This window comes from Variovorax ureilyticus (genome assembly GCF_037889935.1).
Classification (GTDB): Bacteria; Pseudomonadota; Gammaproteobacteria; order Burkholderiales; family Burkholderiaceae_C; genus Variovorax; species Variovorax ureilyticus.
On the sequence record NZ_JBBKZU010000003.1, the window covers coordinates 82,951 to 103,675 of the forward strand.

Consider the following 20,725-nt stretch of genomic DNA (forward strand, 5'->3'; position numbering starts at 1 on the left):
CCGACTTCGAGCAATTCGGCCATGAGCACATCCGACCATCCGAGCCAGGCGCTCGCCACCTTCGCCGCCGAACTGTCGTTCGAGCGCATTCCCGATGCGGTCATGCGCCGCGCCGAAGACCTGATGCTCGACTGGCTGGGCTCCGTGCTCGCGGCGCGCTCGGCGCGGCCGGTGCGCAGCATCCAGCGCTTCGCCGAGATGATGGGACCGGCCGAGGGGCCGAGCGAAGTGCTGATCTCGCGACGCACGACCTCGCCCTTGTTCGCTGCGCTGGTGAATGCGGCGGCTTCGCACTATGTCGAGCAGGACGATGTGCACAACGGCTCGGTGTTCCACCCGGCGGCGGTGGTCTTCGCACCTGCGCTGGCGGTGGCGCAGGCGGTGGGTGCGAGCGGCAAGCAGCTGTTGACGGCCGTGGTCGCGGGTTACGAGGTCGGCATCCGCGTCGGCGAGTTCCTCGGGCGGTCGCATTACCGGACCTTCCACACCACCTCGACGGCGGGCACGCTCGCCGCCGCCGCCGCGGTGGGGCGGCTGCTCGATCTCACGCCGGCGCAGATGCCCCACGCGTTCGGCTCCGCCGGCACGCAGTCCGCGGGCGTGTGGGAGTTCTTGCGCGATGCCGCCGATTCCAAGCAACTGCATTGCGCGCACGCATCGGCCGCGGGCCTGATGTCGGCCTACCTCGCCCAGGATGGCTTCACCGGCGCCGCGCGCGTGCTCGAAGGCGCGCAGGGGCTGGGCGTGGGCATGTCGAGCGATGCCGATCCCGCGAAGCTCGCCGATGGCCTCGGCACGCGCTGGACGCTGGCCGAGACCTCGTTCAAATTCCACGCGTCCTGCCGCCACACGCACCCGGCGGCCGATGCGCTGCTGCAGGTCATGCAGCAGAACAGGCTGAAGGCGGGCGATATCGCGCGGGTCGTGACGCATGTGCATCAGGGCGCGATCGATGTGCTCGGCCGCGTCGTGGTGCCGGCCACGGTGCATCAGGCCAAGTTCTCGATGGGCACGGTGCTCGGTCTCATCGCGGTGCACGGCCGCGCCGGACTCACCGAGTTCGACCGCGACTTCCTCGCGCCCGAAGTCGCTGCCTTCCGCGACAAGGTGATGATGGAACTCGACGGCGATGTCGACGCCGCCTATCCGGCGCGCTGGATCGGCAAGGTCAGCGTGACCACGACCGATGGACGCACCTTGACCGGGCGCGTGGACGAACCGAAGGGTGACCCGGGCAACACGCTGAGCCGCGCGGAGATCGAGGACAAGATGCAGCGCCTGACGCAGTACGGCGGGAGCGCGACGGCGGAAGAGGCGAAAGCGGCATGCGCCAGGATCTGGAGCCTCGCGGGCGAGGCGCGTGTCGGCCGCCTGCTGGGTTGACCGAAATGGCCTCGACCGTCCGCAGCCTGCTGTTCGTGCCCGGCCATCAGGGCGCGCGTTTCGACAAGGCCTGCCAGAGCGGCGCCGATTCGATCGTGCTCGATCTGGAAGACGCGGTGCCGCTCGACCGCAAGGACGAAGCCCGCGCACAGGTCGCGCAGTGGCTGGCGGGTCTTACAAGGGGCGTTGCCGGTCCGCAGATCGCGATCCGCGTGAACGCTGCGGACACCCCTTGGCACGCGGAAGATCTCGCCGTGTGCGCGCATCCGGCGGTCGACGCGCTGATGCTCCCCAAGTCCGAAGACCCGGCCGTGCTGCGCGCTATTGCCGCGAAGCTGCCAAGGGTGGCGCTGCTGCCCCTGGTCGAGACCGCGCGCGGCGTGGCGCGGCTCGAAGAGATCGCCGCAGCGCCCGGCGTTCAGCGCCTGGTGTTCGGCACCATCGATTTCCAGGCCGATCTGGACATCGAAGGCGATGGCCTGGAACTGCTGTACTTCCGCTCGCGCATGGTGTTGGCCTCGCGCGTGGCCGGCATCCAGCCGCCGGTGGACGGCGTGAGCACGTCCATCGACGATCCGGCGCGCATCGAGGCCGACGCGCTGCAGGCAAGACGGCTCGGCTTCGGCGCCAAGCTGTGCATTCATCCGAAGCAGGTCGCGATGGTGAACCAGGGCTTCTCGCCGACGCCGGCGCAAGTCGATTGGGCGCGCCGCGTGATCGAGGCCGATGCCGCGAGCGGCGGCGCACCGGTCGCGGTCGACGGCAAGATGGTCGACCGGCCGGTGGTGCTCAAGGCAGAGGCGCTGCTGCGTGGGGCCGAAAGGCGCTGACGTCTTGCGCGAACAGGCGTCCGTGCCCGGGTGCGCGCGGGTCCAGCCCGGCAGAGCGCACCAGATCCCAGAACCCGGCGGGCGAGCTCGACACCACGGGGATGCCCAGTTCGCCTTCGATCTGCCGCACCGCGTCGAGCGTGACCAGTCCGCCGCACGAGATCAGGATGCCGTCCGCGCCGGGGCTGGCCTTGAAGACCGTCCTGCAAAGGTTCACCAGCACTTCGGTGGGCACGGCGGCGACCGCCTGCACGTCGGAGATCGACAGGCCCTGGATGGCCAGCGGCTCGAAACCGCTGTCGTCGAGGTAGCGGCGCAACAGCAGGTTGACTTCATCGATGTAGGCGGTCGCCACCGCCACCCGCTTCACGCCGAGGCTGGCGAGGCCGTTGACGATGGCGTCGCTCATCGTGCTGCTGGGCAGGCCCGTGGCACGGGTCAGTTCGGCCTGCAGTTCGCGGTTGAATCCTGCGCCGCGGAAGAAGCTCAGCGAGGTGCCCATCAGCGAGACGGCCTCGACCCCCTCGGCCGCCAGTTCGCGCGCCTTGCCGATCACCGCATCGATGACTTCGACATAGCCGCGCGTGGAGATCTCGCCGAGTCCGAGGCCGCGCGCGCTGAAGCGGATGCGGTCGCCGTAGAGCAGGGGGCCGTCCACCGGAACGGCGCCGGCGGCCGGCGGCACGATCAGGCCCAGGTGAGGCTGCGCCATGTCAGTTGCCCTCCGCCACGATGCGCTGGTCGGCGATGATGCCCTTCCAGCGGGCCGTCTCGTCGCTCAGCGCACTGCGCAACTGCGCTGGGCCCGCGTAGGCGCGCAGCATGCCCTGCGCGGCCGCCGCAGTGGCGGCTTCCGGGGTGTCGAGCACGTTCTTCACGGCGGTCGAGAGCCGCTCGACGATGTCGTCGGGCGTGCCGGCGGGCGCAAGCACGAAGAGGCGCGGCGCGACGTCGAAGCCCGGCAGCGCATCGGACAGCGGCGCGACGTCTTCCGCGCCTTCGAGCCTGGCGGTGTTCATCAGCGCCACCGCGCGCAGCTTGCCGGCCTTGGCCTGCGCCATGCCTGCCGTGGCGCTGACCACGCCGATCGGCACCTGGCCGCCGACCACGTCCGGCACGATCTGGGCCGCGCCGCGGTACGGCACGTGCAGCACGAAGCTGCCGGTGCGCTGCTTGAGCATCTCGAATCCCAGGTGCTGCACCGTGCCGACGCCCGAGGTGGCGAACGAGTAGCGGCCCGGGTGAGCCTTGAGCTCGGCGATGAAGTCCTTCGGCGTGCGCGCTGGGAAGTCGTTGCCGGTGACGATCATCAGCGGCGAGACGAAGGCGCCCGCCACCGGCTTGAAGCTGGTCAGCGGATCGATCGCGATCTTCGGCTGCAGCAGCTTGGCGATCAGCAGAGCGCTGTCGCCCAGCATCAGCGTGTAGCCGTCGGGCGCGGCCTTGGAGACCAGGTCGGCCGCGATCAGGCCGGTCGCGCCCGTGCGGTTCTCGACCACCACCTGCTGGCCCAGCGCGGTCGACAGGCGGGCGCCCAGCAGGCGGGCGGCCGCATCCACGCCGCCGCCGGCCGAATAGCCGACCACGAGGCGGATGGGCCTTTCGGGGTATTTCTGCGCCCAGGCGGCCGGCGCTGCGAGCGCTGCGAGCGCGAGCGCGGCCGCCGCTGCGCAGACCGCCCGCCGGCGCGATGGCTTCATCGTGGGGAAGTGTGTCGTTTGCATCGTGTCTCCGTAAATTCTGTTCTCCATGGCCTGCGCGCCACCCGCGCCCCACGAAACCGGCACAGCCAAGGCCAGAAACCCCGCGGGACCAGCTTCGCCGGGCCGCCGGGGTTGCCCCCTGCAAGGGGGTGCCCGAGCCACACGCAGTGGGCGAGGCTGGGGGTGAGCCTCATCTCAGGCTTTGCCCTTGCCGTGGGATGTCGGTAGCTTCGCCAGTTCGCGCACGCGATCCGGATTGGGCGCAAAGCCCAGCCCCGGCGCTTCGGGCAGCGTGAGCCAGCCTTGCTCGGGCACCGGCAGGCCGTCGAAGATCTGCCGCAGCATCTGCACCGCCACGTAGTGGTATTCGACCAGCCCGCCATTGGCGACGCCCGCATGCAGGTGCATGTTGTGGAAAGGCCATGCGCCGCCATTGTCGATCGGCACGTTGAAGGCCTGCGCCATGCCGGCGATCTTCAGGCACTGCGAGTAGCCCCCGGAGATGGTGACATTGGGCTGCAGCACGTCGGCCGCCTGCTGGACCAGCAGGTCGCGGAACCGGAACGCCAGGCCTTCGTTCTGGCCGCAGGCGAGCGGGATCGAGGTGCGCCGGCGCAGCTCCGCCATCTGGCGCACGTCGTTCTGCGTCAGCGGCTCCTCGAAGAAGCTGATGCCGTACGGCTCGATGCGCCGCGCGAGGTCGCTCGCATGGAAGAGATCGAGACCGCAGTTGGCATCCACGTAGAGCTTCACGTCGGGGCCGACCGCCTCGCGGACCGCGGCCACGCGCCGGACGTCCTCGTCGATCACCTCGTCGATCGGCCGCGGTTCGTCGCGGCGCGCCAGGGCATGGCCGCCGACCGTCATCTTCAAGCGCTGGAATCCCTGCGACACCCACAGCTTGGCGGCCTCGGCGAGCTGGTCGCGCTCGAAGAAGCCGAAGCCGAAGGTGGCATAGACCGGCACCCGCGCCCGCGCGCCGCCGAGCAGGCGCCACAGCGGTTGGCCGAGTGCCTTGGCCTTGAGGTCCCACAGCGCGATGTCGAGCGCCGCGATGGTGTGGCTCGCATAGCCGGTCTGGCCGCGCGGCGACAGCAGCCAGTAGAGCTTGTCCCAGAGCCGCTCGGTGGCCATCGGGTCCTCGCCGAGCAGTGCCGGCGCAGCCACTTCGCGCACCGCTGCGGCGATGATTTCCTCCTCGGTGATGGCGGTCATGCCGTGGCCGACGAGGCCGGTGTCGGTCTCGATCTCGGTCAGGCACAGCGAGAGCGAGGTCTGCTTGCCCAGGCCGAGCACGTCGATGGTGACCGGGACGTTCAGCGGCGTGGCGCTGACGCGGATGATTTTCAAGAATGTCTCCTTCGAATGGGGTCGCGCCGATTCTTGACGCACCGCCGGGGGAGAACAATTCGTTTGTGGTCATCGCGAGCCTTCGCCGGGCGCGAAGGCTCGCGCAAGGTCAGGCGCTGTCCGGCCTCTGCAGATGCTCCAGCACCGACCGCGCGGCGGCGGTCAGATCCTGCTCGCGCCGCACGCACAGCAGGTGGCGCCGCGCGGCCCAGGGCGCATCGAGCCGGAGGCAGCGCAGGCGCAGCACCTGCAGTTGCGGCAGGATCGCCGCGAAGGGAAGCACGCCGATGCCGACGCCCTGCTCGACCATGCGGCACACCATGTCGAAGCTCCCGACCTGCATGCGCACCTTGAGCGGCGTCTGCGCTTCCTGCGCGGCGGCCAGCAGCACGCGGTGCAGCGCCGTGCCTTCGCGCACCACGATATGGTCGTGGCCGAGGAGTTCCGGCACGCCGATGCGCTTGCGCCGCGCCAGTGGATGGTCGCGCCCGACCACCACCGCGAGCTCGTCGCTGCGGTACGGCAGGCATTCCAGGCCCTGTGCCGGCGTGTGGCCCTCGATCACCCCGATGTCGGCCAGGCCCGCGCTCACCGCCTTGACCACTTCGGTGCTCGCGCGCTCCTGCAGGTCGATCTTGAGCACCGGATGCAGCTTGAGGAAGGAGCCGATCTGGTCCGGCAGGAACTGAGCGATCGCCGACGCGTTGGCCGTGATGCTGACCACGCCCGTCACGCCGTGCTGGAAATCGTCGAGTTCGGCGTCGAGCCGGTCCATGGCCGACAGCACGGCGCGGGCATGCAGAAGGAACCCGTGGCCGGCCGACGTCAGCGCGACGCCGCGCGCGTGGCGCACCAGCAGGGGCAGGCGCGCCCGCGCTTCCAGGTCGGACATCCGCTTGCTGGCCGCCGCCAGGGCGATGTGGCAGCGCTTGGCGCCTTCGCTGATGCTGCCGTGTTCCGCCACGGCGACGAAAAGGCGCAGCGATCGGAGATCGGCCGACATCCCTACGCCTGGCGCGGCTGCTGCGCGAGGTAGTCGAACAGCTCGCGCGCGGAGGCAGGCAGTTGCTCGCGATTGCGCGCGACGATCTTCAGCTCGCGCTCTGCCCAGGCATCGGCCAGCGGGACGATGGCGATCCGCATCGACCGCGCATGGCGCCGGGCGGATGAAGCGGGCAGCACGCCGACGCCCACGCCGGCTTCGATCATCAGGCAGATGGCCTCGAAGCTGCCGACCTGGATGCGCGGGCTGTAGCCGCGGCCCGCGAGTTCGGCCTTCCGCAGCAGGAAGCGGTGGATCGCACTGCCGTGGTGCAGCCCGACATGCTGTTCTTCGAGCGTGTCGACGAAGGACACCGCGCCCGCGCCGGCGAGGTTGTGGGTATCCGGCACCACGAGCACGAGCTGGTTGCGGCCGAACGGGCGGGCGTCGAAGTCGCCGGTGTGTACGTCGCCGGCGAGGATGCCGAGGTCCGCGCTGCCGTCTGCGACCGAGCGCACGATCTCCTCGCTGAGGTATTCGCGCAGGTCCACCTGCACGGCCGGGTGCTGCGTGAGAAAGCCGGCGAGCTTCTCGGGCAGGTATTCGGTGATCGAGGTGGTGTTGGCGAACACCCGCACATGCCCCTTGATGCCCTTGCCGAAGTCCTGCATGTCGATGCGCAGGTGCTCCATCTGTTGCATCACCCGCTTGGCGTGGTAGAGCAGCGCCTCGCCGGCGGCCGTCAGGCTCACCCCCTGCGCATTGCGGTGCAGCAACTTGCCGCCGACTGCCTCTTCCATCTGCTTGATGCGGGTCGACGCCGCCGCGAGCGAGATGCAGGCCTTGTCCGCCCCGCGCGTGAGGCTGCGCGCGTCCGCGACATAGGCGAACAGCTTCAGGTCAAAGAGGTCGAAATGGAGGTTCACAAGGGGATTGTGGCTCGCCCCCAGGGCTCGCTCAGACAGGATCCCAGCTGAAGACGTCGGCGGAGCGGTCGAGCGGATAGAAGTTGGCCCGCATCGCCGGCATCGCGTGCTCGGCGATCGTCTGGGGCGTCCAACCTTCGGAGCGGTGGATCGTCCGGACCGGCCGCGGCTGGCTGATCAGCGAGATCTCGTTGTTGCGCACCGAGAAGATCTGCCCGTTGACCTCCTTGGCCGCGTCGCTCGCGAGGTACACCGCCAGCGGCGCGATCTTGGCCGGCGTCATCTGCTGGATCCTGGCGACGCGGGCCTTCTGCTCCTCGGTGTCGGTCGGGATGGCGCCGATCATCCGGCTCCACGCGAAAGGGGCGATGCAGTTGGACCGCACGTTGAACTTCAGCATGTCCAGCGCGATGGACTTCGATAGCGCCGCGATGCCCAGCTTGGCCGCCGAGTAGTTGGCCTGCCCGAAGTTGCCGATCAGCCCCGAGGTCGAGGTCATGTGCACCATCGCGCCCGAGTTCTGCTCCTTGAAGAAAGTGGCGGCGGCGCGGCTCACGAAATAGGCACCGTAGAGGTGCACCTTGATCACCGCATCCCACTCGTCCACCGACATCTTGTGGAAGAAGCGGTCGCGCAGGATGCCCGCGTTGTTGACCACCGCGTCGATGCGGCCGAAGTGGTCGACCGCGCACTGGACGATCTTCGCGGCGTTGCCCGCCTCGGCCACGGTGTCGGTGCTGGGCACCGCCTCGCCGCCCAGGGCGTGGATCTCGTCGACCACCTGCTGCGCCGGGCCGGCGTTGCGGCCTTCGCCGTCGACGGCGGCGCCGATGTCGTTGACCACCACCCGCGCGCCGTGGCTCGCCATGGCGAGCGCGATGTCCCGACCGATGCCGCCACCCGCGCCGGTGACGACCACGACTTTTCCTTCAACCATTTGGAATGCTCCAGAAATTGCTGCTAGACGAGAGCGCCAGAATGCCATGGAGGGAATTGCGGCGGTTCGCCATTCCGGAACAGGGCGTTCGGCGACAATTGCGGGTTGGGCGAACCGGCTACCCGCGGTTCGGACATTCCAGTATCACGAAAGTAAGCGCATGAGCACGACTCAACCCTCCATCATCTACACGCTCACCGACGAAGCTCCCTACCTGGCGACCGCCGCGTTCCTGCCGATCATCCGAACGTTCGCGGCAGCGGCGGGCATCAATGTCGCCACCAGCGACATTTCCGTGGCGGCGCGGATCCTGGGGGCGTTCCCGGAGTGCCTGACCGATGAACAGAAGGTGCCGGACAACCTCGCCGAACTGGGCCGTCTGACCCTCAAGCCCGAAGCCAACATCATCAAGCTGCCCAACATCAGCGCCTCGGTGGCCCAGCTCAAGGCCGGCATCAAGGAACTGCAGGACAAGGGCTACAAGATTCCCGATTTCCCCGAGAACCCGCAGACGGCGGAAGAAAAGGACATCCGCGCGCGCTACAACAAGTGCACCGGCAGCGCGGTGAACCCGGTGCTGCGCGAGGGCAACTCCGACCGCCGTGCGCCCAAGGCGGTGAAGGAATTCGCGCGCAAGCACCCGCACAGCATGGCCGACTGGAGCCAGGCTTCGCGCAGCCACGTCTCGCACATGCACCACGGCGACTTCTATCACGGCGAGAAGTCGATGACGCTGGACCGCGCGCGCGACGTCAAGATGGAGCTGATCACCAAGAGCGGCAAGACCATCGTGCTCAAGCCGAAGGTCGCGCTGCAGGATCGCGAGGTCATCGACAGCATGTTCATGAGCAAGAAGGCGCTGCTGGACTTCTACGAGCAGCAGATCGAGGACGCCCGCAAGACCGGCGTGATGTTCTCGCTGCACGTCAAGGCCACGATGATGAAGGTCTCGCACCCGATCGTGTTCGGCCACTGCGTCAAGATCTTCTATCGCGAAGCCTTCGCCAAGCACGGCAAGCTGTTCGACGAGCTGGGCGTCAACGTCAACAACGGGATGGTCGACCTCTACAACAAGATCGCCACGCTGCCCGAGAGCAAGCAGGAGGAAATCAAGCGCGACCTGCACGCCTGCCACGAGCACCGCCCCGAGCTGGCGATGGTCGATTCGGCCAAGGGCATCACCAACTTCCACTCGCCCAACGACGTGATCGTCGATGCGTCGATGCCCGCCATGATCCGCAACGGCGGCAAGATGTGGGGCGCCGACGGCCGCCTGAAGGACGTCAAGGCCGTGATGCCGGAGAGCACCTTCGCCCGCATCTACCAGGAGATGATCAACTTCTGCAAGTGGCACGGCGCGTTCGACCCGAAGACCATGGGCACCGTGCCCAATGTCGGCCTGATGGCGCAGCAGGCCGAGGAATACGGCTCGCACGACAAGACCTTCGAGATCCCCGAGGACGGCGTGGCCAACATCACCGACCTCGCCACCGGCGAGGTGCTGATGAGCCAGGACGTCGAGCAGGGCGACATCTGGCGCATGTGCCAGGTCAAGGACGCCGCAATCCGCGACTGGGTCAAGCTGGCCGTCTCGCGCGCGCGCAACTCCGGCATGCCGGTGGTGTTCTGGCTCGACGCCTACCGTCCGCACGAGGCGCAGCTCATCACCAAGGTCAAGATGTACCTGCACGAGCACGACACCACGGGGCTGGACATCCAGATCATGAGCCAGGTGCGTGCGATGCGCTACACGCTGGAGCGCGTGGTGCGCGGCATGGACACCATCTCGGCAACCGGCAACATCCTGCGCGACTACCTGACCGACCTGTTCCCGATCATGGAACTCGGCACCAGCGCGAAGATGCTCTCGGTCGTTCCGCTGATGGCTGGCGGCGGCATGTACGAAACCGGTGCCGGCGGCTCGGCGCCCAAGCATGTCCAGCAGCTGGTGCAGGAGAACCACCTGCGCTGGGATTCGCTGGGCGAGTTCCTCGCGCTGGCCGTGTCGCTGGAAGACCTCGGCATCAAGACCGGCAACGCCAAGGCGAAGCTGCTGGCCAAGACGCTCGACAGCGCCACCGGCAAGCTGCTGGACAACAACAAGTCCCCGTCGCCGCGCACCGGCGAACTCGACAACCGCGGCAGCCAGTTCTACCTGGCCAAGTACTGGGCCGAAGAACTCGCCGCGCAGACCGAGGACAAGGATCTGGCAGCGAGCTTCGCCCCGCTGGCCGCAGCGCTGGCCAAGGACGAGCAGAAGATCGTCGGCGAACTGGCCGCCGTGCAGGGCAAGCCGGCGGACATCGGCGGCTACTACCTGCCCGACGTGAAGAAACTCGAAGCCGTCATGCGTCCGAGCGCGACGCTGAATGCCGCTCTGGCGGCAGTCAATGCCTGAGCCAGCTGCTCGGGCCGCGGACGGGGGGCGGCTCGCCTTCCTGTCCGCGGCGATTCTGGTCGGCGCGGTCGCCGGCTGCGCCTCCCGCCCAGCGCCGCGGGTCGCGATGCTCGGAGACGGCGTCCTGAAGTCCCCGACCGCGCAGGAAGCCGAAGCCTACTGCCGCAACTTCGGCGCGCCGATGCGTTTCCTCGACTTCAAGGGGCCGGGCGTGCCGGCGGGCGAAGTCACTTTCCGCTGCGACTGACGCGGCGGCGCGATCCGAAAGCGCCCGGCCGAAACGTCCGTGGCGCTCAAGCCCTGGATCCGCGCCGGGTGTGCGCCAGGGCCAGCGCGAGCCGCGCGCCAACCGCCGCGTTGTGCTTCACCAGTGCGATGTTGGTGGCGAGGCTCCGGTCGCCCGACAGTTCCTTGATGCGTGCCAGCACGAAAGGCGTGATCGCCTTGCCGGTGATGCCCTGCGCGGTCGCTTCGGCGAGCGCCTGCCGCTGCAGCGCATCGATCTCTCCGACGGACATCTCCGCCGATTCCGGCACCGGCGCGCTCAGCAGCACGCCGCCCGCAAGGCCGAGGTCCCACTTGGTGCGGATGAAACGGGCCTGCTCGGCCGGAACGTCCAGTCGGTAGTCCGCGGGAAAGCCGCTGTCGCGCGTATAGAAGGCGGCGAAATTGTCCTGTTCGCAGCTGAGCACCGGGACGCCGTGCGTCTCCAGGTATTCGAGCGTGAGGCCGATATCGAGGATCGACTTCGCGCCCGCGCAGACCACCGCGACCGAGGTCCGGGCGAGTTCCTGCAGGTCGGCGGAGATGTCGAAGCTTTCCTGGGCGCCGCGATGCACGCCGCCGATGCCGCCGGTCACGAAGACCTCGATGCCGGCCAATGCGGCGCAGATCATCGTGCCCGCCACCGTGGTGGCGCCCAGGCGGCCATTCGCGAGAACGGCCGGGAGGTCGCGCCGGCTCACTTTCTGCGCCTGGCCCGAGCGGCCGAGGAACTCCAGCTCTGCATCCGACAGGCCGATGCGGATGCGTCCGCGCATGACCGCGATGGTCGCCGGCTCGGCGCCGAGGCTGCGGATCACGGCCTCCACTTCGCGCGCCGTGCGGACGTTGTCCGGGTACGGCATGCCGTGGGCGATGATGGTCGATTCGAGCGCCACCAGCGGCCGGCCCGCGGCCTGCGCCGCCATCACGGGGGCGCTGAAAGTGAGCCAGGAGCGTGGAAGGTCGGCCAGGGCCATGGCGCACTATGCCAGAGGCGGCGCGCAGCAGCGCGGCCGGATCGGTGGTGCAGGCGATGCGTCAGGCGCGCTCGCGCAGCACCAGGGTCTGGATGGCCACGCCGATAGGGCCCTGCTGGTCGTACAGGCGCGAAAGCGTCGTGCCCGTGCCGGCCCCGTCGGCCTGCGTTTCGGCGGCCACGCCGATCCATTCGCCGACAGGCTGGCGCGTCAGGTGCACGCTGAGGTCGGCGTTGGAAAACAGGTAGCGCTGCGCCGGCAGGACCCAGCTCAGCCCGTTGCCGAAGTCGGCCGCGGCGCACGCGCGCATGGCCGGCGACGTGGGCGTGTCCTGCACCATCGGAACGATGAGCCGGAACCATGCGGCGGCCGGTCCCGGCTGCGACGGATCGCCGTGTGCCACGCGCGATTCGATGGCGCCGCGGTGGAAATAGACGCCTTCGGGCAGGCCGGGAGTGCGCACCTGCCGATCGCATTCCTGCGGCGACGGCAGCAGTTGCGAAGGCGACCAGCCGGGCAGGCCGTGGGGCAGATCGAGCGTCTGCGTGCGCAGCATGAGCGCATGCGCGCGTGCCACCAGCGTATCGCCGGCCAGCAGGTCGATGCCGATGCGGGTGGTGGAGCGGGACGCCTGCGTGGTGCTGCGCGAACTCAGCGTGCCGAGCGGCACCGGCTTGACGAGTTCGACGCTCAGTCGCGCGAGCTGCCAGCCCGGCTCGGTCGCGGTGGTTTCGGCGATGTGTGCGAGGAGTGCGGAGGGCGCGCCGCCATGCTGCGCGCGCGGGTCCCAGGGCCCGCGCGCCAGTTCGGTGGCATGCCAGGTCTCGCCTTCGCGGACGAACACGGCGGACGGTCGGCTGTCGGTCATGGTGTGTCTCCTGTGTGGCTCGTTGGGTGCAGCACCGACCGGCCTGCACAATGCGCTCCGATGGGCGCCGAAAATTCTAGGAAGAACACGCGTCGACGGTGTTCGGTTTCTCCCGCATGAAGACCAAGGCCAGCCCGACCTGGAACTGCAACGGAAGTGAGGGCTGGATGCTGAGGATCGTGAAACGGATCGCGCTCGTCGTGGTGACGGCCATCGTGGTGCTTGTCGGTGTGCGTATCTACGACATCCAGCGCGGGCCGCCGCTCGCGCTCTGGCACACGCACGTGCCGCACGAGCTGTCGCGCGATGAACTGCGCACCGCCGGCTGGCCGGCCTACATCGCCGCGGAGAACGCGGCCTTCGCGGAAGTGCGGGCCGAGGTCACCGACAAGCTGCCGGCCGAGGCGCGCATCGCGGGCAACCGGTACTTCGAGGGCAGCGCGATGTATCCGGGACGCTTCGGGCAGGACTGGAACCGCTCGTACGTGCTCGAGCCCGAAGGCACGCCCAGGGGCGTCGTCGTGCTGCTGCACGGACTGACCGATTCGCCCTACAGCTTGCGCCACATCGCGGGGATCTACCGCGACCACGGTTTCGTCGCCATCGGCATCCGCATGCCGGGCCACGGCACCGTGCCGGCGGGCCTCACGCGCGTGGAGTGGCAGGACTGGCTCGAAGCCGCGAAGCTCGCGGTGCGCGAGGCGCGCCGCCGCGTGGCGGCGCCGGCGCCGCTGCACATCGTCGGCTATTCGAACGGCGGCGCGCTGGCGATGAAGTACGTGCTCGATGCGCTGGACGACAAGAGCCTCGCACGGCCCGACCGGCTGGTGCTGCTCACGCCGATGATCGGCGTCACCGAGCTGTCGCGCTTCGCCGGCATCCTGGGCTGGCCTGCGGTGGTCCCGCCTTTCGCGAAGGCGGCGTGGCTCGGCATCGTTCCGGAGTTCAATCCGTTCAAGTACAACTCGTTCCCGGTGAACGGCGCACGGCAGTCGTCACTGCTCACGCGGGACCTGCAGGAGCACATCGTGCGTGAGGAGCGCGCGGGGCGGCTTGCGCAGTTGCCGCCGATCCTGACCTTCCAGTCGCTCGCGGATGCCACGGTGAGCACCAGCGCGATCGTGACCGCGCTCTACACGCGCCTCCCGGCCAACGGCAGCGAGCTGGTGCTGTTCGACCTCAATCGCAACGCCAAGTTCGGCCCGCTGCTGCGCGATGCGAGCGACCCGCAAAGCAGCCGCCTGCTGCCGCCCGCGCCGAGGACCTTCAGGACGACCTGGATCGCCAATGTCGACGCGGATACGCCTCGCATGGTCGAGCGTGTGACCGAGGCCGGCGCGTCTGCCGAGCGCGCGCGGCCGCTCGCGCTCGAATATCCGGCCGATGTGTTTTCGCTGTCGCACGTCTCGCTGCCGTTTCCGGTGAGCGACGCGCTGTACGGGCTGCATCCCGACGGCAAGGAAGACTTCGGCATCCGGATCGGCGCGCTGGCCGTGCGCGGCGAGAACCGCACGCTGGTGGTGGGTTTCGACATGCTCTCGAGGCTGCAGTCGAACCCGTTCTATCCCTATCTGGCCGAGCGCATCGGCGAGGGCATTCAGGCGAAGTGATGCTCCGGGACTTCAGCGCCCGCGGCGCACGGTGCCGTCCTTGGGCTGGAGCTGCCAGCCGGCCATGTTCTTCTCGGCCTCGCGCGCACGCTGCTCGTTGAGCTTCTTGGCCGCGAGCTGCGCGGACATCTCGAGCTTGCGCAGGTCGCGCTGCGTGAGCGAGTCGTCCGGGGCGAAGCTGAAGCAGCACAGCGTGCCGTAGACGCGGCCGTCGTCCAGCACGACCGGCGTGCTCAGATGCGCCCCGACGGGGAAGGGCGTGGCGGGAAGTTCGGAGAAATTCGGCACGGCCTTCGCGTCCTTCACGAGGCCGGGCAGGCGGCCATCGACGACGTACTGGCAGAAGGACTCCTCCAGCGGTGCCGATTCGCCCTCGGCGATCACCTGGCTGCCGGGCCCGGCCTCGACGCGCTTGAACACCCGGCGGCCATCCACGAATTCGGAGACGAAGACCACGTCCATCTTCAGGTGCTCGCGCAGCAGGCGCAGCACTTCGGTGATGGAGGGGTTGATCAGCGCGTCGCCGCCGTCGGCGGTTGCGACCAGCAGTTCGCTCACGCGCACTTCGAGTGCGTCCGGTTCGTAGCCCAAGTCATGAAGCACGGTGAAATCTCCTAAAACCCCAAAAAAATGCCCCGCATGATGACGGATCATGCGGGGCATTCTGTGTTGGTGGGCCCTGAGTGACTCGAACACTCGACCTACGGATTAAGAGTCCGCTGCTCTACCAACTGAGCTAAGAGCCCCTGATTGACGACATTTGACTTGTCGTTTCAGGCAATCCAACGATTATAGCCACAAAGTTGGACCGGCCTCGTCACACTCTTTCAAAAATGCACGCGATGCCCTGGCCGCCGCCGATGCACATGGTCACCAGCGCATAGCGACCCTGGATGCGTTCGAGTTCGTACAGTGCCTTGACGGTGATGAGCGCACCGGTCGCGCCGATCGGATGGCCGAGCGAGATCCCCGAACCGTTCGGATTCACCTTCGCGGCATCGAGGCCGAGGTCCTTCGAGACGGCGCAGGCCTGCGCGGCGAAGGCTTCGTTGGCTTCGACCACGTCCATGTCCGATGCCTTGAGCCCGGCCCTTTCCAGCGCCTTGCGCGATGCCGGCACCGGGCCGATGCCCATGTAGGCCGGGTCCACGCCCGCGAAGGCATAGGCCACGACGCGCGCCAGCGGCTTGAGGCCGCGGCGGGCGGCTTCTTCCTTTTCCATCAGCACGACCGCGGCCGCGGCGTCGTTGAGGCCCGAGGCATTGCCCGGGGTGACCGTGCCGTTCTCCTTCAGGAAGGCGGGCTTGAGCTTGGTCATGTCCTCGATCTTGGCGTCGTAGCGCACATGCTCGTCGGTATCGAACTGCGACGGGCCCTTGCGGCTTTCGAGCGGCACCGGAACGATCTGCGACTTGAAGTAGCCGCTCTCGATCGCCTTCTGCGCGCGCTGGTGGCTGGCGAGGGCGGTCTGGTCCTGCTGCTCGCGGCTGATATCCCACTTCTTGGCGACGTTCTCGGCCGTGATGCCCATATGAATGTTCTGGAACGGGTCGTGCAGCGCGCCGATCATCATGTCGACCATCTTCGCGTCGCCCATGCGTGCGCCCCAGCGCGCGGTGAGCGAGGCGAAGGGCGCGCGGCTCATGCTTTCGGCGCCGCCGCCGATCGCGACCTTGGCATCGCCGAGCTGGATGCTCTGCGCCGCGGTCACGATCGCCTGCAGGCCCGAGCCGCAGAGGCGGTTGACCGTGAGGGCCGGCGTTTCCTGTGCGCAGCCGCCTTCGATCGCGGCCACGCGGGCCATGTACATGTCGCGCGGCTCGGTGTTGATGACGTGGCCGAAGACGACGTTTTCCACGTCCTTGCCCTCGACCTTGGCGCGGGCGAGCGCCTCCTTGGTGACCAGTGCGGCGAGGCGGGTGGGAGGAACATCCTTCAGGCTTCCGCCGAAGGAACCGATGGCGGTGCGGACACCGCTGACGACGACAACTTCTTTCATGACGAGTCTCTCCAGTGCAGACGAAACGCGCATGATGCCAGCGAGCGCTTTGTTACGACTGACGCCGGCGTTACCATGCCCGCCCGAACCAGGAGGCTGCGATGAACGAAGCCAACACCGCCCGTCACGTCGTGATCACCGGTGCCGCCGGCGCGCTGGGGCGCGCCGTGGTGCAGCACTTTCTCGACCAGGGCGCGCGCGTGGCGCTGATCGACCATCGCATGGCGCACCTGATGGCGGTCTTCCCGGGTCTCGACAACTCGCAGCATCTTCTCGTGGAGGCCGACGTGACCTCGGTGCCCGCGATGGCGGATGCGGCGCGGGGCATCCTCTCCACGTTCAAACATGTCGATGCGCTGGTCCACATCGCCGGCGGCTTCGAGATGGGGGATGCGGTGCACGCGCTCGATCGCGCCGCGTGGGACCGCATGATGAATCTCAATGCCTGGTCCTTCGTGGCGGTCACGCAGGCGCTGGTGCCTTCGATGATCGAACGCAAGAGCGGCAGCGTGGTCGCGGTCAGCGCCAAGACCGCATCGCACGGCCTGGCGGCGATGTCGGCCTACATCGCGTCGAAGAGCGCACTGCAGCGCCTGGTGGAGGCATCCGCAGCCGAGCTGAAGGAGCACGGCATCCGCGTCAACAGCATCGCGCCGAGCGTGCTCGATACACCGGCCAACCGCAGCGCGATGCCCCGGGCCGATCCCGCCGGATGGGTTTCGACGAGCGTCGCGGCACAGACCATCGGCTTTCTCGTCTCGCCCGCTGCCGAAGCGCTGCATGGCCAGCATCTGATGCTCGACGCCTGAGCCCCCGCCCGGCCGCTCCGTAAGTGGCTCGCACCGCAATGCGAAGCACGGCGGTGACCCAATGACCCCTGCGGCCGCCTCGCGGGCCATCGCCGGCGCTTGCACCAAGGTGCAAGCCGTTTCTCACCTTCGGACAAGTGCGCCCTGTGCGCGGCTTGGCGCATGCTATGGCGCTGCGGCGCCGCGGCCACCCACGAGCCGCGCCCGCACCCGTCGATCGCCCTGAGTGCCCGAGGTATCCCGCCCGAACGAGGAGGAGATGGCGATGGCTCACGTAATCACCGGCCCCGACACGCAGGTCCGGCTCAGTGACGACTACGTGCGGCTGGTCGCCCGCGATGCCTTCTTCTGGGCCTGGCCGATCGTGAACGTGTGCAGCCGACGGGGCGCGTTCGCGCGCCTGCCGCACCAGATGCTGCTCGGCGGCGTGCTGCCGGTGGGGCCGGCGAACACCCTCACCATGCTCACCGATTACGTCTCGCCCAGCCAGCGCGCGGTGGCCTGTCCCAACCAGGACGTGGTGTACGGGCATGCCATCGTCGCGCTCGATGTTTCGCCGGTGGTGGTGCAGGTGCCGGATTTCGGCAGCCGCTTCTGGTTCATCCAGGTGCTGGATTCGCGTACGGACAGCTTCGCCGAGCTCGGCAGCATGTACGGCACGCCGCCTGGCTTCTACCTGCTCGCGGGGCCGAACTGGGTGGGCGCGGTGCCAAAGGGGATCCAGAAGGTGTTCGTCTCGCAGACCAGCACCGGCGTGGTGATCCCGCGCGTCTTTCGCGAGGACACGCCGGAGGACCTGCAGGCGGTGCAGGCGGTCATCAACCAGATCGGCCTCTATCCGGTGGAGGCCTTCGACGGCCGGATGAAGTTCATGGACTGGCGCCAGGTGCCGGTGAGTCCGCAGGCGCAGGAAACCGACGTCAACGGCAGCGAAACGCGCTGGGTGCGGCCGGAGAAGTTCCTCGACATGCTCCCGATCGCGCTCGCCGATGCGCGGCCGCTGCCTGGCGAGGCCGCGCGCTATGCGCAGGTGCTCGCGGTCGCGGAAGCGGCGCGCAATGACCAACGGCTCAAGGCGGTGTTCAACGAGGCGGTGGCGGCAGCGGAGCGCGAGCTGGTCGATCCGCTCTTCCAGTTTCGCAACTTCGGCCGGCCGTTGCCGCACCACTGGTCGACGATCGCGAACGGCGCCTGCTTCGGCACCGACTACTTCATGCGCACCGCGGTGGCGAAGTCGAACATCTTCGTCAGCAAGCAGAACGAGACGAAGTACTTCTACCAGGACCTCGATGCGGACGGGAATCGGCTCAACAGCGCGCACCGCTACACCGTGACGTTCGCGGCGGGGCAGACGCCGCCGGTGCGCGGCTTCTGGTCGCTGTCGCTCTACAACCGGCATCACTTCTTCGCGGCGAACGCGCTGTCGCGCTTTTCGGTCGGCACCAAGAGCCCGACGCTGCGGTACGCCGCGGACGGGTCGCTCACGATCCTCGTGCAGGCCGCGCTGCCCGACGCGGCGCGCGAGGGCAACTGGCTCCCCGCGCCGCCCGACGGGGCCAGCGACTTCTCGCTCTGCATCCGCCTGTACTGGCCGGAGGGGTCCGTGCTCGAAGGCCGCTGGACGCCGCCCGCCGTCCTGCGGCAGCACGCCTCGGAATAGAGCTGCCCGGCAGGTGATTTCGCAATGGCACCTGCACCGCCGCCCGAGCGCACCGTTCTGGAGCGGCGGCAGCTCCTGCGCTTCCTGCTGCGTCTCGGGCACCTCCTGTTGGCGACCGGCGCCCCGGTCGGGATCGTCGAAACCACGCTGCGAAAGCTCGCTCGCGTCTATCGCATCGTGCACTTCAACGCACTGGCACTGCCGACCGTGGTGTTCGTCAACTCGGCGGAAGAGGATTCGCTGCAGATCGAGTTCACGTCCGAGCAGGGGCTGGTGCTGAGCTTCGACCAGATCGAGGCGGTGTACGAGCTTGCACGCGACGCGGAGAACAAGGCGCTCGATCCGATCGAAGGACTCCAGCGCATCGACGCAATCCTCGCGATGAAGGCGCGCTTCGGCCTCGCCGGCGGCATCGTCGGGCATGTGTTCGCGACCGTGGGGATCGCGCTGGTGCTGCGGCCGTCGGCCGATGTGGTGGGCGCGGCGGCCTTTCTCGGGCTGGTGGTGGGCCTGCTCAAGGTACTTGCGCGTGATCGCGGAATCATCACGACGCTGCTGCCGACGGTGGCTGCGTTCGTCGTGGCGCTGGTGTCGCTGCTGGCGGCGCAGCATGGCTTCGCGGCCAGCCCGATCTACGTGCTGGTCGCCTCGCTCGTGACCTTTCTGCCCGGCGGCACCTTGGCGACGGCGACGGTCGAGCTGGCGTATGGCGACGTGGTCTCGGGCGGAACGCGCTTCGTCTATGGCCTGCTGCAACTGGTGTTTCTGGTGCTGGGCATGCTGGCCGCGGCATCGATCGTCGGCCTGCCGCCCGACCGGTTGCTCGTGCCGTCGCCCGACGGCGGCCTGCGCGCCTGGGCGCCGTGGCTGGGCGTGCTGCTCTTCGGTGTGGGCCATGTGCTGCACTACGCCGCGCGTCTGCGCACGCTGCCATGGCTGCTCGGACTGCTGTTGGTCGCGCAAGTCGGGCAACTCGTCGGCAATGCCGCTTTCGGGGGTTACATGAGCGGATTCTTCGCGGCGATGCTCATCACGCCGGCTTCTTACATCGTGCAGTACCGGCTCGGTGGGCCGCCGTCGATGGTGACCTTCACGCCCGCGATGTGGCTGCTGGTTCCAGGATCGCTCGGGCTCATCGGGATGGCGGAACTGGTCGGCAACGATCGGCTCGCGGGGGTGGAGAACTTCATCGCAACGCTGTTCACCATCGTCGCGATCGGACTCGGATCGGTGATCGGGACGGCGGTCTACAACGCATTGTTCGAGCCGGTGTTCCAGCGCGCGGGAACGATGGCGGACGCGATGTTGCGGTATCTGCGCTGGAGGCGATGAGCGGCACCTCGGTGCTCCAGGCCCGCAGACCTATCGCCCACCGGGGCCACCACCTGGGCCGCCACCACCGCCGGGACCGCCCCCAGGACCACCACCACCGCCGGGACCACCACCAGGGCCACCACCGCCGCCGGGACCACCACCAGGGCCGCCACCTCCGCCGGGGCCGCCCCCAGGACCACCACCACCGCCGGGACCACCACCAGGGCCGCCACCTCCGCCGGGACCGCCGCCAGGGCCACCACCGCCGCCGGGACCGCCGCCAGGGCCACCACCGCCGCCGGGACCGCCGCCAGGGCCACCACCGCCGCCGGGACCGCCGCCAGGGCCGCCACCACCGGGGCCGCCGCCGGGACCACCACCGCCGCCTGCGCCTGCGCCAGCGCCACCGCCGCCTGCGCCGGCACCACCGCCGCCTGCGCCGGCACCGCCGCCGCCTGCGCCGGCACCGCCGCCACCTGCGCCCGCACCGCCGCCGCCTGCGCCCGCACCGCCGCCACCTGCGCCCGCACCACCGCCACCTGCGCCGGCACCGCCGCCACCTGCGCCAGCACCACCGCCACCTGCGCCAGCACCACCGCCACCTGCGCCAGCACCACCGCCACCTGCGCCAGCACCAGCAGCACCAGCAGCACCAGCAGCACCAGCAGCACCAGCAGCACCAGCAGCACCAGCGCCGCCACCACCTGCCGCACCC

At 68.8% G+C, this 20,725-nt stretch carries 19 protein-coding genes and 1 tRNA gene; 8 read left to right on the forward strand and 12 right to left on the reverse strand.

Annotated features, from left to right (window positions below):
* Positions 1-21 precede the first annotated feature (21 nt).
* The gene (locus WKW77_RS07785; RefSeq protein WP_340356286.1) at positions 22-1,383 is read left to right on the forward strand and encodes an MmgE/PrpD family protein; all 1,362 of its coding nucleotides are present in this window, start codon (positions 22-24) and stop codon (positions 1,381-1,383) included.
* 5 nt (positions 1,384-1,388) lie between these two features.
* Positions 1,389-2,213 (forward strand): HpcH/HpaI aldolase/citrate lyase family protein, encoded by an 825-nt coding sequence (locus WKW77_RS07790; RefSeq protein WP_340356287.1) that lies wholly within the window; start codon positions 1,389-1,391, stop codon positions 2,211-2,213.
* Here the strand turns inward: WKW77_RS07790 and WKW77_RS07795 are convergent.
* The 6 genes from WKW77_RS07795 to WKW77_RS07820 form a co-directional block, all read right to left on the reverse strand.
* Complete coding sequence (locus WKW77_RS07795) at positions 2,173-2,925, reverse strand: arylmalonate decarboxylase (protein ID WP_340356288.1); 753 nt, start codon at positions 2,923-2,925, stop codon at positions 2,173-2,175. The two genes, WKW77_RS07790 and WKW77_RS07795, sit on opposite strands and share 41 nt — an antisense overlap.
* Position 2,926: 1 nt before the next feature.
* Complete coding sequence (locus WKW77_RS07800) at positions 2,927-3,937, reverse strand: Bug family tripartite tricarboxylate transporter substrate binding protein (RefSeq protein ID WP_340356289.1); 1,011 nt, start codon at positions 3,935-3,937, stop codon at positions 2,927-2,929.
* Positions 3,938-4,111: 174 nt separating this feature from the next.
* Positions 4,112-5,266: a mandelate racemase/muconate lactonizing enzyme family protein gene (locus WKW77_RS07805; RefSeq protein ID WP_340356290.1), complete on the reverse strand. Its 1,155-nt coding sequence runs from the start codon at positions 5,264-5,266 to the stop codon at positions 4,112-4,114.
* 109 nt (positions 5,267-5,375) lie between these two features.
* Positions 5,376-6,269, reverse strand: a complete 894-nt coding sequence (locus tag WKW77_RS07810) for a LysR family transcriptional regulator (protein ID WP_340356291.1) — start codon at positions 6,267-6,269, stop codon at positions 5,376-5,378.
* 2 nt (positions 6,270-6,271) lie between these two features.
* Positions 6,272-7,174 (reverse strand): LysR family transcriptional regulator, encoded by a 903-nt coding sequence (locus WKW77_RS07815; protein WP_340356292.1) that lies wholly within the window; start codon positions 7,172-7,174, stop codon positions 6,272-6,274.
* Between the two features lie 31 nt (positions 7,175-7,205).
* Positions 7,206-8,111 (reverse strand): SDR family NAD(P)-dependent oxidoreductase, encoded by a 906-nt coding sequence (locus WKW77_RS07820; RefSeq protein WP_340356293.1) that lies wholly within the window; start codon positions 8,109-8,111, stop codon positions 7,206-7,208.
* A gap of 160 nt (positions 8,112-8,271) precedes the next feature.
* On the opposite strand from WKW77_RS07820, the gene WKW77_RS07825 reads away from it, so the two are divergent.
* Both WKW77_RS07825 and WKW77_RS07830 read left to right on the forward strand, forming a co-directional pair.
* Positions 8,272-10,509, forward strand: a complete 2,238-nt coding sequence (locus WKW77_RS07825) for an NADP-dependent isocitrate dehydrogenase (protein ID WP_340356294.1) — start codon at positions 8,272-8,274, stop codon at positions 10,507-10,509.
* Positions 10,502-10,756 (forward strand): hypothetical protein, encoded by a 255-nt coding sequence (locus WKW77_RS07830; RefSeq protein WP_340356295.1) that lies wholly within the window; start codon positions 10,502-10,504, stop codon positions 10,754-10,756. The genes WKW77_RS07825 and WKW77_RS07830 overlap by 8 nt, the downstream gene beginning before the upstream one ends.
* Before the next feature lie 46 nt (positions 10,757-10,802).
* On the opposite strand, the gene WKW77_RS07835 is transcribed toward WKW77_RS07830, so the two are convergent.
* Positions 10,803-11,750 (reverse strand): pseudouridine-5'-phosphate glycosidase, encoded by a 948-nt coding sequence (locus WKW77_RS07835; RefSeq protein WP_340356296.1) that lies wholly within the window; start codon positions 11,748-11,750, stop codon positions 10,803-10,805.
* A gap of 61 nt (positions 11,751-11,811) precedes the next feature.
* Positions 11,812-12,618: a thioesterase family protein gene (locus WKW77_RS07840; protein ID WP_340356297.1), complete on the reverse strand. Its 807-nt coding sequence runs from the start codon at positions 12,616-12,618 to the stop codon at positions 11,812-11,814.
* Positions 12,619-12,734: 116 nt separating this feature from the next.
* Between WKW77_RS07840 and WKW77_RS07845 the strand changes: the two genes are divergently transcribed.
* Entirely contained in the window at positions 12,735-14,228 is a 1,494-nt protein-coding gene (locus tag WKW77_RS07845; RefSeq protein WP_340356298.1) for an alpha/beta hydrolase, read from the forward strand.
* Between the two features lie 12 nt (positions 14,229-14,240).
* On the opposite strand, the gene WKW77_RS07850 is transcribed toward WKW77_RS07845, so the two are convergent.
* The 3 genes from WKW77_RS07850 to bktB all read right to left on the reverse strand — a co-directional run bounded on the left by WKW77_RS07850 (position 14,241) and on the right by bktB (position 16,227).
* Positions 14,241-14,831, reverse strand: a complete 591-nt coding sequence (locus tag WKW77_RS07850; RefSeq protein WP_340356299.1) for a GAF domain-containing protein — start codon at positions 14,829-14,831, stop codon at positions 14,241-14,243.
* A 67-nt stretch (positions 14,832-14,898) separates the two neighbouring features.
* A tRNA-Lys gene (locus WKW77_RS07855) sits at positions 14,899-14,974 on the reverse strand.
* A 71-nt stretch (positions 14,975-15,045) separates the two neighbouring features.
* Positions 15,046-16,227, reverse strand: coding sequence for a beta-ketothiolase BktB (gene bktB, locus WKW77_RS07860; protein WP_422823158.1), 1,182 nt, complete (start codon positions 16,225-16,227; stop codon positions 15,046-15,048).
* A gap of 101 nt (positions 16,228-16,328) precedes the next feature.
* Between bktB and WKW77_RS07865 the strand changes: the two genes are divergently transcribed.
* The 3 genes from WKW77_RS07865 to WKW77_RS07875 all read left to right on the forward strand — a co-directional run bounded on the left by WKW77_RS07865 (position 16,329) and on the right by WKW77_RS07875 (position 20,028).
* Positions 16,329-17,036, forward strand: coding sequence for an SDR family NAD(P)-dependent oxidoreductase (locus WKW77_RS07865; RefSeq protein WP_340356301.1), 708 nt, complete (start codon positions 16,329-16,331; stop codon positions 17,034-17,036).
* A gap of 265 nt (positions 17,037-17,301) precedes the next feature.
* On the forward strand, positions 17,302-18,696 hold the full coding sequence (locus tag WKW77_RS07870; RefSeq protein WP_340356302.1) for a DUF1254 domain-containing protein: 1,395 nt from the start codon (positions 17,302-17,304) through the stop codon (positions 18,694-18,696).
* A gap of 24 nt (positions 18,697-18,720) precedes the next feature.
* Positions 18,721-20,028, forward strand: coding sequence for a threonine/serine exporter family protein (locus WKW77_RS07875; protein WP_340356303.1), 1,308 nt, complete (start codon positions 18,721-18,723; stop codon positions 20,026-20,028).
* On the opposite strand, the gene WKW77_RS07880 is transcribed toward WKW77_RS07875, so the two are convergent.
* Positions 19,944-20,699: a hypothetical protein gene (locus tag WKW77_RS07880; protein ID WP_340356304.1), complete on the reverse strand. Its 756-nt coding sequence runs from the start codon at positions 20,697-20,699 to the stop codon at positions 19,944-19,946. The two genes, WKW77_RS07875 and WKW77_RS07880, sit on opposite strands and share 85 nt — an antisense overlap.
* Positions 20,700-20,725: the final 26 nt, after the last annotated feature.

Bases quoted from the DNA above. Each gene is read 5' to 3' on its own strand.
- WKW77_RS07800 (WP_340356289.1), bottom strand. From the start codon at position 3,937: ATGCAAACGACACACTTCCCCACGATGAAGCCATCGCGCCGGCGGGCG.
- WKW77_RS07820 (WP_340356293.1), bottom strand. From the start codon at position 8,111: ATGGTTGAAGGAAAAGTCGTGGTCGTCACCGGCGCGGGTGGCGGCATC.
- WKW77_RS07785 (WP_340356286.1), top strand. From the start codon at position 22: ATGAGCACATCCGACCATCCGAGCCAGGCGCTCGCCACCTTCGCCGCC.
- WKW77_RS07875 (WP_340356303.1), top strand. From the start codon at position 18,721: ATGGCACCTGCACCGCCGCCCGAGCGCACCGTTCTGGAGCGGCGGCAG.
- WKW77_RS07845 (WP_340356298.1), top strand. From the start codon at position 12,735: ATGAAGACCAAGGCCAGCCCGACCTGGAACTGCAACGGAAGTGAGGGC.
- WKW77_RS07795 (WP_340356288.1), bottom strand. From the start codon at position 2,925: ATGGCGCAGCCTCACCTGGGCCTGATCGTGCCGCCGGCCGCCGGCGCC.
- WKW77_RS07870 (WP_340356302.1), top strand. From the start codon at position 17,302: ATGGCTCACGTAATCACCGGCCCCGACACGCAGGTCCGGCTCAGTGAC.
- WKW77_RS07825 (WP_340356294.1), top strand. From the start codon at position 8,272: ATGAGCACGACTCAACCCTCCATCATCTACACGCTCACCGACGAAGCT.
- bktB (WP_422823158.1), bottom strand. From the start codon at position 16,227: ATGAAAGAAGTTGTCGTCGTCAGCGGTGTCCGCACCGCCATCGGTTCC.
- WKW77_RS07830 (WP_340356295.1), top strand. From the start codon at position 10,502: ATGCCTGAGCCAGCTGCTCGGGCCGCGGACGGGGGGCGGCTCGCCTTC.
- WKW77_RS07790 (WP_340356287.1), top strand. From the start codon at position 1,389: ATGGCCTCGACCGTCCGCAGCCTGCTGTTCGTGCCCGGCCATCAGGGC.
- WKW77_RS07865 (WP_340356301.1), top strand. From the start codon at position 16,329: ATGAACGAAGCCAACACCGCCCGTCACGTCGTGATCACCGGTGCCGCC.
- WKW77_RS07840 (WP_340356297.1), bottom strand. From the start codon at position 12,618: ATGACCGACAGCCGACCGTCCGCCGTGTTCGTCCGCGAAGGCGAGACC.
- WKW77_RS07835 (WP_340356296.1), bottom strand. From the start codon at position 11,750: ATGGCCCTGGCCGACCTTCCACGCTCCTGGCTCACTTTCAGCGCCCCC.
- WKW77_RS07810 (WP_340356291.1), bottom strand. From the start codon at position 6,269: ATGTCGGCCGATCTCCGATCGCTGCGCCTTTTCGTCGCCGTGGCGGAA.